This is a genomic window from Nocardioides furvisabuli, assembly GCF_021083185.1.
Taxonomy (GTDB): domain Bacteria; phylum Actinomycetota; class Actinomycetes; order Propionibacteriales; family Nocardioidaceae; genus Nocardioides; species Nocardioides furvisabuli.
The window spans coordinates 41,490-55,556 of sequence record NZ_JAIGQB010000003.1; the positions used below are offsets into that span (position 1 = coordinate 41,490).

The window sequence follows — 14,067 nt, forward strand, 5'->3', positions numbered from 1 at the left end:
CCATGCCCTACCTCATCCGTGTCGAGCTCCCCGACGTCCCGGGGTCGCTGGGCCGCGTCGCGAGCGCGATCGGCGAGGCGGGTGGTGACATCGAGGCGATCGAGATCGTCGAGAAGCGCGACGGCTACGCGGTCGACGACGTCGTGCTCGAGATCCCGCCCGGCACGATGCCCGACTCGATCGTGTCGGCGTGCAGCGTGCTTGACGGGGTCAGCGTGCTCTGGATCAACCGCTATGCCGCGGGCGGCAACCTCTTCCTCGACCTCGAGGTCGTCGAGGCCCTCACCGAGGACCCCTCCTCGGCGCGGGACCGGGTGGTCGACCTGCTGCCGATCACGTTCCGCGTCGACTGGGCCGCGCGCGTGCGCCGCGGCGACGGAGGTCTCGCGGTGGTGCACGCGACCGACGCCGCGCCGAGCGAGTTCGACATCGGCCACCTCACCTCCCCCACCCGCCTGCCCGGCGACGACACCTACGTCGAGTGCGCTGCGCCCTTCGGCGACGACCTCATCGCCATGGGTCGGCGCGGGGGGCCGGAGTTCCTCGACTCCGAGCTCGCCCGGCTCGAGCACCTGCTCGGGCTGGCGATGACGATCAGCCGCGCCTGAGCACTTCCTCGCCCTGAATCGCGCTGAGCGGGCACTTCCTCGCGCTGGATCGCGCCGACCGGGCACTTCCTCGCGCTGAATCGCGGTGCGGTGCGCGAGGAGCTGCCCGCTCGGCCTCGTGCACCGCGAGGAACTGCCCGCTCGGCCTCGTCCACCGCGAGGAAGTGCCCGCTCGGCGCCGGGGGGCGGCTGATTCAATGGAGCATGGTCTTCTCAGGTGACCCGGCCACGAGGCGCCCGGACCTGCTCGAGGTGGTGTCGGTGCTCGACGTCGACTCGGTGCTGACCCGCGCCATGCGGATTGGTGCCGAGCGCACCGAGGCCGGAGCAGTCGTCCTCGCCCGCGCCGACGACGGAGCCGGGGACCGGTCCACCGGGGATCCTCTCCTGGTGCACGGCATCACCGTCGCCGACGCTGCGGCGCTGCGGGCCGGGCTGGGCACCGCGGGGCTGCGGGGCGGGCCGGGGCAGCGGGTCGAACAGGACCTGGTGCGGCTGGAGGATCCCGCGACGGGTCGCGAGGTGCTGCGGGTGCCGGTGGTCGTGGAGGGCCGGCTCTTCGCCGACATCCTGCTGCTCGACCCCCCGGGTGGCCGCTTCACCGACGTGTCCGTGGAGAGCGTCGCCGCGCTGGGACGGGTGGCAGGGGTCGCGGCCCGCAACGCGCTGAGCTACACCCTGAGCGAGCGCCGGCGCGCGTCGCTGGAGCTCGCCGCAGCGGTCGACCAGTCCGTGCACCCGCCCTTCGGGCTGACCGAGCCGATGACCCGCATCGCCGAGGGCGCCCTCCGGATCGTCGGCGCCCGGTCGTGCGTGGTGGTCAGCGCGAACCACCAGGGCACGGACGTGGCCGCCTCCGCCGGAACGGTCGACGAGGTGCTGACCCGCACGATCGCCGCCGTGGCGGACCTGGTGCGCGTGGCGCAGGAGGACGGGCAGGACTTCACCGCCCAGGTGGCGGACGCCGACGTGTGGGGGTTGCCGCTGCGGTGCGAGCAGGCTCTCGCGGGTGTCGTGCTGCTGGTCTTCGAGCCACGTCGTCCTCGACCCACCGCCGCCGACGACGAGCTCCTGACGACCTTCGTCCGGCACGGATCGCTGGTCCTCGACCACGTCGTGCTCCAGCAGGAGCGCCAGCACGGCGTGCTGGCCGCCGAACGCGACCGCATCGCGCAGGACCTGCACGACGTCGTGATCCAGAGGCTCTACGCCACTGCGCTCAACCTGCGGGTCGGCTCGCGCGCGGAGCCCGGCGCGGGCGTCGGCGACCGGCACGTCAGCGACGCGATCCGCGAGATCGGCGAGTCGATCCGCGACATCCGGGGCACCATCTTCGAGCTCGAGCGGGGCCGCTCGTCCTCGCTGCGGAGCAACGCCCTGGCGATGGCCCGGGAGTACGAGCCGGTGCTGGGCTTCGTTCCGGTGGTGCGCTCCTGGGGTCCGGTGGACTCCCTGGTCGACGCCCACGTCGGCGACCAGGCCACGGTGGTGCTGCGCGAGCTGCTGTCCAACTGTGCCCGCCACGCAGGCGCGGGTCGCTGCGAGGTGGACCTGGGGGTGGACTCCGGCTGGTTCACCTTGCAGGTGAGCGACGACGGCAGTGGTATCCCGGGTGGGGACGTGGCCCGCAGCGGTCTGCGCAACATCGCGTCGAGGGCGACGAGCCTGGGCGGCGACCTCGTCGTGCGGTCGGTCGACCCGCACGGAACCCGAGTGCAGTGGCGGGTCCCGCTGGAGGCTCAGGTCGTCTCCGCGCCGGCCTCGACCTGGGCCACCGCGGACGATCCGGGGGAGGCAGCCGCCGCGGTGGGCCCGGTCGAGGGGTCCGGGCGGTCCTCCGTGGTCACGGACTCGGCCCAGAGCCACTCCGAGGCGAGCGTGAGGAGCACCCAGGACAGCCCGAGCGCCAGGAGGTAGCGCGAGAGCGCGACGTCGAGGGGCAGGGCCCCGGTGGCAGCGCCGGCCAGCGCGGGGGCGGTCAGGACGGCGGCGACCAGGAGCACCGCACCCGAGACCGGCTTCACCGGTGGTCTCCGCAGCGTCGTCCGGCCGACCAGCAGGCGGGAGCGACCTGCTGCGGGGCGATCATGCGGTCACCGCCATCCGGTCGCCGGTGACCGTACCGACCGAGCGGACCTGGGCGGCGCCGACGAGCTCGGTGTAGGACAGCACCGGGGTGCTCGTCAGGGCCGGCGCGACCATGCGGCGTACGGCGGCACGCAGCTGGGGTGCGCAGACCACGACCGGCCGCAGCCCGCGCTCCTCGGCGGCGGTCCGGAGGTCGGACAGCTCGCCGAGCACGCTCTGGCCGACCAGGGGGTCGAGGGCCACGACCGCGCCGAGGTCGCCGGGTCGCACCGCCTCGAGCATGCGCTGCTCCAGGCCCGGCTCGAAGCTGATGACGTGGACGGCGCCCTCGGCCAGGTGCGGCGCGACGATCGCGGGCCCGAGGGCGGCGCGCGCGGCCTCCACCAGGACGTCGGGGTCCTTGGTCACCTGCGCCTTCAGCGAGAGTGCCTCGAAGATCCGGACCAGGTCGCGCACCGCGACCCCCTCGGCGAGCAGGCCCTGCAGCACCCGCTGCACCTCGCCCAGGCTGAGCTGGGCGGGCGTGAGCTCCTCGACCACGACCGGGTGGCCGGTGCGCACGAGCTCGGTCAGGGTCTTGACGTCCTCGCGGCCCAGCAACCGGGCTGCGTGCTGACCGACGACCTCGGCGAGGTGGGTGGTGATCACCGAGGCGCGGTCGACGACGGTCGCACCGTTGAGCTCGGCCTGGACCCGCAGCTCGGCCGGGATCCAGGAGGCGTCGAGCCCGAAGACCGGCTCGCGTGTGCGCTGGCCCGGCAGCGCGTCGAGGTGGTCGCCGATGGCCAGGACGGTCCCGCGCGGCGCCTCCCCTCGCGCGACCTCGATCCCGAAGAGCCGGATCGCGTAGGTGCTGGACGGCAGGTCGATGCTGTCGCGGGTGCGGACGGGCGGCACGATGATCCCGAGCTCGCCGGCGATCTTGCGGCGCAGCGCCTTCACCCGGTCGAGCAGGTCGCCCCCGCTCGCGGCGTCGACGAGGTCGATGATGTCGGGCGACAGCTCCAGGCCGAGCGGGTCGACCTGGATCTCGGCGGCCAGCAGCTCGGGCGTGTCGGGCGCGGAGCTGTGGACCTGCTCCACGGCCAGGTGCGTCTCCGCGGCGACCGGTGGACGTACGCGTGTGGAGGCGAGCAGCATGATGCCGCCCGCGACCATGAACGGCAGCTTGGGCAGCCCGGGGACCAGGCAGATCGCCAGCGCCCCGAAGCCGGCGATCTGGAGCGGCACCTTGTTGTTGGTGAGCTGGCGAAGGATGTCCGAGCCCATGTCGGAGTCGCCGGTGTTGCGGGTGACGATGAGTCCGGTGGCGGTCGAGAGCAGCAGGGCCGGGATCTGGGAGACCAGGCCGTCGCCGACCGACAGCAGGCTGTAGGTCGTGATGGCATCGCCGAACGCCATCCCCTTCTGGGCCATCCCGACCGCGAAACCTCCGAGCAGGTTGACCAGGGTGATGATGATGGCGGCGATCGCGTCGCCCTTGACGAACTTCGACGCACCGTCCATCGAGCCGTAGAAGTCGGCCTCCGCGTGCACCTCGTGACGTCGGCGGCGGGCCTCGTCCTCGTCGATGAGGCCGGAGTTGAGGTCGGCGTCGATGGCCATCTGCTTGCCGGGCATGGCGTCGAGGGTGAAGCGCGCGCCCACCTCGGCCACCCGCTCCGCGCCCTTGGTGATGACGAGGAACTGGATGACCAGCAGGATCGCGAAGACGATCAGCCCGACGATCAGCGAGCCTCCGACCACGAAGTGCCCGAAGGTGTCGATGACCTTGCCGGCGTAGCCGTCGAGCAGCACCAGGCGCGTGGCGCTGACGTTGAGCGCCAGACGGAAGAGGGTGAGGACCAGCACCACGGCGGGGAAGGCGGCGAAGTCGAGCGGGCGGTGCACGAACATCGCCACCAGCAGCACCAGCAGCGCCGTGGTGATGTTGAGCGCGATGAGCATGTCGAGCACGACCGCCGGCAGCGGCACGACGAGCATCGTGATGATGAGCACCATGCCGGCCGGCACGCCGAGCTGGAGCAGACGCTGGGGAACCACGGAGTGCCTTTCGGGGACGGCGCGGAGCGCGGGCGCGCCGTCCGTGGCACCGGTGACGCCGTCCTGGCGTCACGGCTCCCATCGGCCGTCGTCAGGCACTCCTGAGGAGTTCGCCCCGCCGGTCAGCCGGCAGCCACGACCCGGCGACGACGCCCGGGCGCCGGGGCGGCGACCAGGTCGGCCTCCTGCCGGGGGCTGCGGTGCTCACCGCCGCGCACCCCGGCGGAGCGACGGGAGATCACGAACGCCAGCACCTGCGCGACCGCGGCGTACAGCTCGGCGGGGATCTCCTGGCCGACGACGGTCGAGCGATGGAGGGCGCGCGCGAGCGGGACGTCGCGCACCAGGGGTACGCCGTGCTCGGTGGCACGCTCGCGGATGCGCTGCGCGACGAGACCGGACCCGCGGGCCACCACGCGCGGGGCCCCGCGCTCGGCGTCGTAGCGCAACGCGACGGCGACGTGGGTCGGGTTGACCAGCACGACGTCGGCGCTCGGCACGTCGGCCATCATCCGGTTGCGCGAAGCGGCGAGCTGGCGTGAGCGGATGGCACCCTTGAGCAGCGGGTCGCCCTCGGTCTGCTTGCCCTCCTGCTTGACCTCGTGCTTGGTCATCCGGGTCTGCTTGCCCATCCGGCGGCGCACCACGGCATAGTCGGCCAGGGCCATCACGATGCCGGCCACGGCGACGGTCCGGACCAGCGACAGCACCTCGTCGCGCACCGCCTCGAGGACAGCCGTGATCGGGACGAGGCCGCCGATGAGCGGCATCAGGGCGCTCACCGCACCGTAGGCCACGAACCCGACGACCGAGCTCTTGAGCAACATCTTCGCGCCCTCCCAGAGCGCCTGGGGTCCGAAGACGCGCTTGAAGCCCTGGATCGGGTTGAGCTTCTTCAACGACGGCTTGACGCTCTTGGTTGCGAGGAAGAAGCCACCTTGCGACAGCGCCGCGCCCACGCCCACCAGCATCACGGCGCTGCCGAGCACCACGAGGGTGATCATCACGTGGCTGGCGCCGCGCCCGAGCAGCACCATCGCGTCGGCCACCTCGACGTGGCCGCCGAGGGTGAAGCACTCCCGCATCAGCTGGGACAGCGCGGTGAGCTCGCGGGTGAGCAGCGGTGGCAGCGCGAGTCCGACGAGCAGGAGGGTGGCCCATCCCCCGAGCTCCTGGGTGCGCGGGACCTGGCCCTCCTTGCGCGACTCCTTGCGCTTGCGGACCGTGGGCTTCTCGGTCTTCTCCTCCGACACCTCTCACCCGCCCACGAGCGAGGACTGGGCCTGGTTGGCGAGCTCGACGAGACGCGCCACGGCCTCCGGGAGCACCGGGAAGGACATGCCGAGCAGGAGCAGGGTGAGTCCGATCTTGGCCGGGAACATCACGTTCATCGCGTTGAGGTGCGGTGCGACCTTGGTGAGCAGCGCGAGCCCGAGGTCGGCCACGAAGAGCACCGCGACGAGCGGCAGGGCGATCTGCACGGCCGTGACGAAGAACATCCCGAACGCCGTCAGGATCACGTGGGAGGCGCCCTCGATGCGCGGCGCCTCACCGAGCGGCAGCACCTCGAAGGTGCGCAGCAGCCCGCCGAGCACCATGAGGTGGCCACCGGTGGCGAAGAGGATCATCACCGCGAGCATCTGGTGGAGCTTGCCGAAGACGGTGTTCATGTTCATCGACAGCGGGTCGAAGCCCTGCGCCAGCTGGAAGCCGCCGAAGGTGTCGATGAGGGACCCCGCGGTGGCGACCGCGGCCAGGAGGACGTACGTCACCAAGCCGAGCGCGGACCCGACCACGACCTGCGTGAGCGTGGTGACCAGCAGCTCCCCGCCGGCGGTCGGGACGCTGCCCGGCTGCACGGTCGGCACCACCGCGAAGGCCAGGCCGAGCGACAGCACGACCTTGGCCGGCAGGGGCACCGCGCGTCCCGCGAAGGGAGGGACCAGCGCCAGCCACGCGATGATGCGCACCGAGGCCAGCAGGTAGGCCAGCAGGGGCTCGCCGGCCACGGTCAGGGTCATGCGTCAGCCCAGCAGGGTGGGGACCATCGCGAAGAGGTCCTGGGTGAAGTCGACCAGCGTCTGGAGCATCCAGCCGCCGGAGACGAGCAGGGCGATCCCGACGCCGACGAGCTTGGGCACGAACGCGAGCGTGAACTCCTGGATCTGCGTCATCGACTGGAACAGCGAGATCGTGAAGCCGATCACCAGCGAGGTGAGCAGGATCGGCGCCGACAGCTTGAGGGCGACGAGCATGGTCTGCAGGGCGATGTTGATGACGGTGGTGTCGGTCATGGTGGCCTACTGATAGCTCGAGACGACGGACGTGATGACCAGGCCCCAGCCGTCGACCAGCACGAAGAGCAGGAGCTTGAAGGGCAGCGACACCATCACCGGCGGCATCATCATCATGCCGAGCGCCATGAGCGCGCCGCTGATCACGATGTCGATCACCAGGAACGGGATGAAGATGATGAATCCGATGATGAAGGCCTGCTTCAGCTCGCTCAGCACGAAGGCCGGCACGAGCGTGGCCATCGAGACGTCGTCACGGTCCTCGGGCAGGTCGCGCTGCGCGACGCTGGTGAGCAGCCGCAGCTCGTCGTCGCCGGTCTGGTCGAGCATGAACTCGCGCAGCGGCTGCACACCGTCGGTGTAGGCGACCGAGGCGTTCTTGTCACCGTCGAGGTAGGGCTGGAGGCCGGTGTCGTTGATCTGGCCCAGCACCGGCGCCATGATGAAGAGCGAGAGGAACAACGCGAGCCCGGCGAGCACCTGGTTGGGCGGGATCTGCTGCAACCCGAGCGCGTTGCGGGTGAGCCCCAGCACGACCAGCACCTTGGTGAAGCTGGTGCAGGTGAGCAGGATCGCCGGCAGCAGCGAGAGCAGCGTGAGCGCGATGATGACCGTGACCGGGGTGCTCGGCTTGTCGGTGATGCCGCCGAGATCGATGGTGACCGAGCTGTCGCTGCCCGGGCCGTCGGGACCCCGGGGTGCGCGCGGTCCCTCCGGGCCCTGGGGGGTCATCGGCAGGGCGTACGGCGCGGACACGTGCGGGCCAGAGGCGACGGGTCCGGAGGCGGCGGTGGCAGAGGTCGCCGCGAGGGCGACCACGACGCCGAGGGCGATGAGCACCACCGCGAGCAGGCCGGTGAGCATCCGGGCGGCGCGGCCGAGACCGCTCACGACGCCTTGCCGGTGGCGGCGGCGAACGCCTGGCGCCACGTCTGGGGCGACAGCACCGAGCCGGCCAGCCCACCCGTGTCCGAGGCGCTGCCGCGCGTCGGTGCCGAGGCCCTGTGGGCGCCACCCGCGGCGCCGGTGCCGACCGAGGTGAGGGCGGCGAGGCCGCGTACGGGGACAGGAGCAGTCACAGGGGTGGGGTCAGGCGCGGCGCCGTCGAGCACGACCGGCTCCTCGGCCTCGCCGAGGTCGGGCAGGTCCGCAAAGTCGTCGAGGTCGTCGGGGTCGAGCTCGGTCAGGAGGGTCACCTGCTGGTCGGTGGCGCCGAGCACGAGGACCCGCGAGCCGACGGCGACGAGAGCCACCGAGGACCCCCGGGAGAGAGGCTGGCGGTGCAGCACCTGCACCGGCGCCCCGGCCCGGCCGCCGTAGCGCTTGCCGACGAGGCGCGCCAGCAGCAGCATCAGTCCCACGACGACCGCCAGGGAGGCGATCAGTCGCACGGTCAGCTCCAGCACGTCAGCCCGCTGTCGTCTCGTCGACGATCTCGGTGATCCGCAGGCCGAAGTCCTCGTCGACCACCACGACCTCGCCGCGCGCGATGAGGCGACCGTTGACGAGGAGGTCCGCAGGGCTGCCCGCGGCCCGGTCGAGCTCGAGGACCTCGCCGGGCGAGAGCGCGAGGAGCTCGCGCACGGTCAAGCGTGCGCGTCCGAGCTCGACGGTCACCTCCATGTCGACCCCGTGCAGCATCTCGATGCCGCGAGAGGCCGGGGTCGGCGAGAGCGACCCGGTCGGGAGGGGGCTGATCGGGACCTCCGGTCCGCGCACGGCCTCGACGGCCGCGACGGCAGCAGCGGAGACCAGCAGCGCGCCCGCGGTAGCGCCGGCGCCCTCGAGGGGGACGAGCGTGAATGGACCCCCCAGGTCTGCGTCGACGAGGTCGACCGACACCTCCCGGGCCGCACCGCAGCCCACGCCGAGCGCCTCGGCGGCGGCCGTGAGGGCGGGCTGCGTGGCGGCCGCGAGGTCGAGCCCGCCCAACGGGCTGCCGGCCAGGGCCGCGACGAGCTCGGCGCCCACGAGGACGGCGATCCGGGGGGCACCGGGCAGGTGCAGCTCTGCCACCGCCGCACCGGCGAAGTCACGGCACGCCTCGGTCGCACCCGCGGCCGGGGTGCCGACGGCGAGGGGCGTCGCGGCAGGCAGCACCTCCGCAGCCGCGGCGGCTGCGGTGAGTGCGCGCGCGTGCAGGTCGGAGGGGGTGGCGGTCAGGGCGGTCATCGGATCTCCTGGGTGTCGGTTCCGGCGGTGTCGACGACGAGCGCGGCGAGGCGCGCGCCGTGGGTGCCGGCCGTGGCGCGGGCGAACGTGGCCGCACCCACGACGACGTCGAGCGGGGCGCTCGAGCCGTGCGCGAGACGCACCACGTCCCCCACGGCGAGGCCGGTGAGCACCCCGGGAGCGAGACGGGTCGGGTGGAAGCGGACGACGGCGTCGACCGGGACGTCCTGGAAGCGTTGGTCCACGAGCGTCGCGGCGTGCGAGCGCTGGGCGCGCTCGCGCTCGGAGACGGGCGCGGGAGCGGCGGCGCGGGCCAGGTGGGGGTGCAGACCCGCGAAGGGCAGGCAGAGCGTCACCCGGTGGCTGCGCTCCTTGACGACGAGGTCGAAGCTCGCCACGACGACCACGTCGCTCGCGGCAGCGGCCTGGGCCAGCTGGGCGTGGTACTCCGTGCCCACCAGCGTCGGGGTGACCTCGACGATGCCGGCGAGCCCGGTGCGCAGCTCGCCGAGCAGCCGGGACACGACCCCCTCGACGACCGCGTGCTCGATCTCGGTGAACGGCCGGACCGGCTGCTCCTCGGCGCCGGGGCCGCCGAGCATGAGGTCGAGGGCGCCCATCACCGCGGGCAGCGGCAGGTCGAGCAGGGCCAGGCCCGGCACCGGCTCGATGCCGACGGTGACGGCGTAGGTCATCGGGTCGAGCGAGTCGACGTGCTCGGCATAGGTCTGCTGCGCGACGCCGCGCAGCTGAGCGGTGCACACCGAGCGCAGCGCGGCGGTGAACACCGTGCCCATCTGGCGTGCGAACCCCTCGAGGCTCACCTGGAGCAGCCGGGTGTGCTCGCGCGAGAGCTGGATCGGCCGGCGGAAGTCGTACGCCGTCGCCTCGACGCCGCTGCGGGCACGACGGCGCCCCCGGGCACCGAGGTGCACGGGTACGCGCGGGGGCTGCAGGCTCGTCACGACATCCGCTATCGGCCCCGTCCGGGCCGACCTGAGGGATCCGGGCAGACGAGCCCGCCTCTCTACTGGGTGACGAACTCGGTGAAGTACACCTCCAGCACGTCACCGTGGTAGTGCTCGTGCAGCTTCTCCTCGAGCTCGTGCTTGAGCTCCTGCCGCTGTCCTGCCTTGGCGAGCTCGGCCTGGTCGACCCCGCTGAAGAGGTCGATCGTGGCGTCGAGGGCCTTGCTCCCGTCCGCCCCGTGCGCATCGGCGGAGAGCTGGAGGGCGATGCCGATGCGCAGGTAGTGGCCGTCAGCGAGGTTGACCTGGATCGGCTCCATCGTCATCACCTCGCCGGGCACGGGCTCGGTGGGGCCGCTGGGACGCAGCACGAACCACCAAGCGGCGGCCGCGCCGACGACCAGCGCGAGCCCGACGAGGAGCAGCTTCTTCCTCCTCCCGCCCTTCACCTCCGGGGCGCCGGCGGCGTCGGTCGGGCGGTCGAGCGTGGTGCTGGTCATGAGCTTCCTCCATCGGTGGTGTCGGGTGCCGGTCCGGCCGCTGCGACGTCGTCGAGCAGCTCACGGGAGGCGGCGGGCAGGCTGGACAGGACCACAACGTCGACGCGCTTGTTCACCCGCTGGGAGCCCGGCTCGCGGGGGTCGACGAGCGGCTGCTCGTGGCCGTACGCGGCGGCGCTGAGGCGGGGACCGGGGATCCGGCCGACCTCGGAGAGGTAGCGCAGGACGGTCACCGCGCGCGCTGAGGAGAGGTCCCAGTCGGTGGCGAAGAAGCGCGGCTTCACCGGCACCTGGTTGGTGTGCCCGTCGATCCGGAGGTCCTCGGTGGTGCCGCGCAGCACCGGGGCGACCGCGTCCAGCACCCGCTGGCCGCGGCTGCTGAGCTCGGCACGGTCGGGCTCGAAGACCACGTGCCGCGAGGTGAGGCTGAGCACCAGGCCGCGCTCGTCCACCCGCTGGGTGACGTCGTGGGAGAGGCCGGCCCTGCGGAGGGCCTCGGCGAGGCGGCGACCGAGCGCGTCGAGCCGGGCCACCTCGGCCTCCGCGTCGGCGTACTCCACCGCCTGCTGCGCCATCGCCTGCTGCGCGCCGGCGCTGCCGGGGCCGGAGCCCATGAAGGTCTCCGCGCGCACCGGTGCGATCGCCGCGACGCCGGGCTGGTCGAGGGTGGACTCCGAACCGGTCATGACCGACGTCGAGTCGCCGAAGCCGGCCGCCAGGCCGTCCTTGAGGGCGTTGAACTTCTTCTGGTCGACCGAGCTCATCGCGAACATCACGATGAACAGCACCATCAGCAGCGTGACCATGTCGGCGTAGGTCACCAGCCAGCGCTCGTGGTTCTCGTGCTCCTCGTGCTCCTCGCGGCGGCGGCGTCCCCCGGTGCTCACGTCAGGCCGCCTTGGCCGGCGGGGCCGCCTGCTCCCCGGCGGGCAGGAGCGAGGAGAGCTTCTGCGCGATCACGCGCGGGTTGGAACCCGCCTGGATCGCGGCGACGCCCTCGATGACCAGCTCCATCCGGGCCGCCTCGAGCTCGGTGAGCCGCTTGAGCCGGTTGCCGATGGGGAGCCAGATCACGTTGGCGGACATCACGCCCCACAGGGTGGCGATGAACGCTGCTGCGATGAGGTGGCCGAGCTCCTCGGGCTGTGCGAGGTTCTCCAGGACGTGGACCAGTCCCATGACGGTGCCGATGATGCCGATCGTCGGGGCGTAGGCGCCGGCGTCGGCGAAGAACTTCGCGGAGTGCTTGCCCTGCGCCTTCACGGCGTGGACCTCCGACTCGAGGATGTCGCGCACCTCCTCGGGGTCGGTGCCGTCGATCGCCAGGGTCACCCCCTTGACCAGGAACGGGTCCTCGACCCCCTTGAGCTCCTCCTCGAGCGCGAGGAGCCCCTCGCGGCGCGCCTTCTCGGCGAGGGCGACGACCATCGGCACCACCTCGCCGGCGGGGCGGACCCCTCCGGTGAAGGCGGTCCTGAGGGCGCCGAGCGCGTGCTTGGCGTCCGACATCGTGCCGCCCGCGAGCGTGACCATCAGCGTGGTGCCGAAGACCAGGAGCATCGGTGGCACGAGCAGCAGGCTCGTCGGGTTGCCGCCCTCCATCAGGTTGGCGACCACGATGATGACCAGCCCGACGATGACGCCGATCAGGGTTGCCGGGTCCATCAGGCCTCTCCCTCGCGGCTCGGGTGGCTGGAGACCGCTGCCAGGTGGCTGCGCGGCGTCCACCCGGGCAGCTCCGCCTCGGCGACGGCGCTCGCCGCGATGATCCCGGCGCGCCACGCGCGGACCTGGGCGACGACCTCGAGGAGGTCCTCCGCGACGACGTACTTCTTGCCGTCGACGAGGGTGACGACGGTGTCGGGTGTGCTGTCGAGTCGCTCGATCAGGTCGGCGTTCAGGGCGAACGCCGTACCCGAGAGTCGGGTCAGCAGAATCATGTCAGTGCACCATCCCTGTGCTTGGACGCGAGGCCCGTCCGTGGGCCTCGTCCGTGTGATCGGCCGCCGGTCACCCGACCTGAGGGGAACCGGCGGCCGAGTCCTCGACCGCGTCGACGTCAGCGCTTGATGTTGACGAGCTCCTCGAGCACCTGGTCGGAGGTCGTGATCACGCGCGAGCTGGCCTGGAACCCGCGCTGGGCGAGGATCAGGTTGGTGAACTCCGCCGACAGGTCGACGTTGGACATCTCCAGGGTGCCGCCCATGAGGTCGCCCCGGCTGCCCTGGCCCGCGACGCCGAACTCGGGTGCACCCGAGTTGGCACTGGCTCGGAAGGCGGTCTCGCCGACGCGCTCGAGCCCCGCGGGGTTGGTGAAGTCGGCGACCGCGACGATGGCGATGTCGCGCTGCACGTCGTCGGAGAAGGTGCCGCGCAGGACGCCGTCGCTGCCGATCGAGTACGACGTCATCTCGACGCCGGCCGGCAGGCTGGCAGCCAGGGCGTCGAGGTTGATGTCGACGAGCGTGCCACCGGCGTCGCCGGGGGCGTAGCCCTGGACGGCCTTGCCGCTCGGGGAGACCAGCGTGCCGGCCTCGTCCCAGGTGAACGCCCCCGCGCGGGTGTAGACCCGGTCGGCACCCGACCCGAGGACGAACATGCCGTCGCCCTGGATCATCAGGTCGGTGGCCGATCCGGTCACCTGCGCCGAACCCTGGTTGAAGTTGCCGCGGGTCGCGGCGACCTGCACGCCGAGGCCGACCTGGATGGGGTTGGTGCCACCGCCCGTGGCGCCCGCGGCACCCGCGCCGCGCATGACCTGGCTGAGGGTGTCCTGGAAGACCGTGGTGGAGGCCTTGAAGCCGACCGTGTTGGCGTTGGCGATGTTGTTGCCGGTGACGTCGAGCATCGTCTGGTTGGCACGGAGGCCACTGATCCCGGAGAAGAGCGAGCGGAGCATGGAGGGTTTTCCTTTCGAGGACGGCCTCAGGGAGTCGAGGTCGTAGGGGTGGTCGAGGTGGTGGTGGGAGGGGTGGTCGTGCCGACGGACAACAGCTGTGCGAGCGGGACCTGGGAGCCGTCGATGTCGAAGACCGGGCCCTGCGCGCCGAAGGTCACGCCGGCGATGGACCCGGTGTGGGTGGTCACGCCGTCGGTGTCGATCCACGAGACCTGCTGACCGACCATCGCGCCGGCCCCGAAGGCCATCTGCGCCCCGAGGAGCGCGCCGACGCGGTCGGAGACGTCCTGCATCTTCTCCAGCGCCGTGAACTGGGCCGACTGGGCGAGGAACTCGCCCGAGTCGGACGGGTTGAGCGGGTCCTGGTAGCGCAGCTGCGCCACCATCAGCTCCAGGAACATCTGCTTGTCCTCGCTGGACGCCGACGTCGTCGCTCCTGTCTGGAACGCCGTGGTCGCGCCGTTCACCGCCTCGTTCGCCGAGATGGTCACGGTT

At 72.1% G+C, this 14,067-nt stretch carries 16 protein-coding genes; 2 read left to right on the forward strand and 14 right to left on the reverse strand.

Going from position 1 to position 14,067, the window contains the following annotated elements; genetic code table 11:
- The first annotated feature begins 2 nt into the window (after positions 1 to 2).
- Positions 3 to 608, forward strand: a complete 606-nt coding sequence (locus tag K4G59_RS06535; protein ID WP_231250167.1) for an ACT domain-containing protein — start codon at positions 3 to 5, stop codon at positions 606 to 608.
- Between the two features lie 204 nt (positions 609 to 812).
- The gene (locus K4G59_RS06540) at positions 813 to 2,525 is read left to right on the forward strand and encodes a sensor histidine kinase (RefSeq protein ID WP_231250168.1); all 1,713 of its coding nucleotides are present in this window, start codon (positions 813 to 815) and stop codon (positions 2,523 to 2,525) included.
- A 168-nt stretch (positions 2,526 to 2,693) separates the two neighbouring features.
- Here K4G59_RS06540 and K4G59_RS06545 read toward each other — a convergent pair whose 3' ends face one another.
- The 14 genes from K4G59_RS06545 to K4G59_RS06610 all read right to left on the reverse strand — a co-directional run bounded on the left by K4G59_RS06545 (position 2,694) and on the right by K4G59_RS06610 (position 14,063).
- Positions 2,694 to 4,739, reverse strand: a complete 2,046-nt coding sequence (locus K4G59_RS06545; protein ID WP_231250169.1) for a flagellar biosynthesis protein FlhA — start codon at positions 4,737 to 4,739, stop codon at positions 2,694 to 2,696.
- A 122-nt stretch (positions 4,740 to 4,861) separates the two neighbouring features.
- The gene (locus K4G59_RS06550; RefSeq protein WP_231250170.1) at positions 4,862 to 5,992 is read right to left on the reverse strand and encodes an EscU/YscU/HrcU family type III secretion system export apparatus switch protein; all 1,131 of its coding nucleotides are present in this window, start codon (positions 5,990 to 5,992) and stop codon (positions 4,862 to 4,864) included.
- A 3-nt stretch (positions 5,993 to 5,995) separates the two neighbouring features.
- Positions 5,996 to 6,760, reverse strand: a complete 765-nt coding sequence (locus tag K4G59_RS06555; RefSeq protein WP_231250171.1) for a flagellar biosynthetic protein FliR — start codon at positions 6,758 to 6,760, stop codon at positions 5,996 to 5,998.
- A gap of 3 nt (positions 6,761 to 6,763) precedes the next feature.
- Positions 6,764 to 7,033, reverse strand: coding sequence for a flagellar biosynthesis protein FliQ (fliQ, locus tag K4G59_RS06560; protein ID WP_231250172.1), 270 nt, complete (start codon positions 7,031 to 7,033; stop codon positions 6,764 to 6,766).
- 6 nt (positions 7,034 to 7,039) lie between these two features.
- Positions 7,040 to 7,924 (reverse strand): flagellar type III secretion system pore protein FliP, encoded by an 885-nt coding sequence (gene fliP, locus K4G59_RS06565; protein WP_231250173.1) that lies wholly within the window; start codon positions 7,922 to 7,924, stop codon positions 7,040 to 7,042.
- Complete coding sequence (locus K4G59_RS06570; protein WP_231250174.1) at positions 7,921 to 8,439, reverse strand: flagellar biosynthetic protein FliO; 519 nt, start codon at positions 8,437 to 8,439, stop codon at positions 7,921 to 7,923. Before K4G59_RS06570 ends, fliP begins: the two co-directional genes overlap by 4 nt.
- 1 nt (position 8,440) lies before the next feature.
- The gene (gene fliN / locus K4G59_RS06575; protein ID WP_231250175.1) at positions 8,441 to 9,205 is read right to left on the reverse strand and encodes a flagellar motor switch protein FliN; all 765 of its coding nucleotides are present in this window, start codon (positions 9,203 to 9,205) and stop codon (positions 8,441 to 8,443) included.
- On the reverse strand, positions 9,202 to 10,170 hold the full coding sequence (locus K4G59_RS06580) for a flagellar motor switch protein FliM (RefSeq protein WP_231250176.1): 969 nt from the start codon (positions 10,168 to 10,170) through the stop codon (positions 9,202 to 9,204). The genes fliN and K4G59_RS06580 overlap by 4 nt, the downstream gene beginning before the upstream one ends.
- 62 nt (positions 10,171 to 10,232) lie before the next feature.
- Entirely contained in the window at positions 10,233 to 10,673 is a 441-nt protein-coding gene (locus tag K4G59_RS06585; protein ID WP_231250177.1) for a flagellar basal body-associated FliL family protein, read from the reverse strand.
- Positions 10,670 to 11,560, reverse strand: coding sequence for an OmpA/MotB family protein (locus tag K4G59_RS20405; RefSeq protein WP_231250178.1), 891 nt, complete (start codon positions 11,558 to 11,560; stop codon positions 10,670 to 10,672). Before K4G59_RS20405 ends, K4G59_RS06585 begins: the two co-directional genes overlap by 4 nt.
- 1 nt (position 11,561) lies before the next feature.
- A complete protein-coding gene (locus tag K4G59_RS06595) occupies positions 11,562 to 12,338 on the reverse strand; it encodes a motility protein A (RefSeq protein WP_231250179.1) in 777 nt (258 codons plus the stop codon).
- Positions 12,338 to 12,613, reverse strand: coding sequence for a flagellar FlbD family protein (locus K4G59_RS06600; protein ID WP_231250180.1), 276 nt, complete (start codon positions 12,611 to 12,613; stop codon positions 12,338 to 12,340). Before K4G59_RS06600 ends, K4G59_RS06595 begins: the two co-directional genes overlap by 1 nt.
- A gap of 119 nt (positions 12,614 to 12,732) precedes the next feature.
- A complete protein-coding gene (locus tag K4G59_RS06605) occupies positions 12,733 to 13,572 on the reverse strand; it encodes a flagellar hook protein FlgE (RefSeq protein WP_231250181.1) in 840 nt (279 codons plus the stop codon).
- Between the two features lie 26 nt (positions 13,573 to 13,598).
- Positions 13,599 to 14,063 (reverse strand): flagellar hook assembly protein FlgD, encoded by a 465-nt coding sequence (locus tag K4G59_RS06610; protein WP_231250182.1) that lies wholly within the window; start codon positions 14,061 to 14,063, stop codon positions 13,599 to 13,601.
- Positions 14,064 to 14,067 lie beyond the last annotated feature (4 nt).

Bases quoted from the DNA above. Each gene is read 5' to 3' on its own strand.
- K4G59_RS06535 (WP_231250167.1), top strand. From the start codon at position 3: ATGCCCTACCTCATCCGTGTCGAGCTCCCCGACGTCCCGGGGTCGCTG.
- K4G59_RS06540 (WP_231250168.1), top strand. From the start codon at position 813: ATGGTCTTCTCAGGTGACCCGGCCACGAGGCGCCCGGACCTGCTCGAG.
- K4G59_RS06555 (WP_231250171.1), bottom strand. From the start codon at position 6,760: ATGACCCTGACCGTGGCCGGCGAGCCCCTGCTGGCCTACCTGCTGGCC.
- fliQ (WP_231250172.1), bottom strand. From the start codon at position 7,033: ATGACCGACACCACCGTCATCAACATCGCCCTGCAGACCATGCTCGTC.
- fliN (WP_231250175.1), bottom strand. From the start codon at position 9,205: ATGACCGCCCTGACCGCCACCCCCTCCGACCTGCACGCGCGCGCACTC.
- K4G59_RS06585 (WP_231250177.1), bottom strand. From the start codon at position 10,673: ATGACCAGCACCACGCTCGACCGCCCGACCGACGCCGCCGGCGCCCCG.
- K4G59_RS06595 (WP_231250179.1), bottom strand. From the start codon at position 12,338: ATGGACCCGGCAACCCTGATCGGCGTCATCGTCGGGCTGGTCATCATC.
- K4G59_RS06600 (WP_231250180.1), bottom strand. From the start codon at position 12,613: ATGATTCTGCTGACCCGACTCTCGGGTACGGCGTTCGCCCTGAACGCC.
- K4G59_RS06605 (WP_231250181.1), bottom strand. From the start codon at position 13,572: ATGCTCCGCTCGCTCTTCTCCGGGATCAGTGGCCTCCGTGCCAACCAG.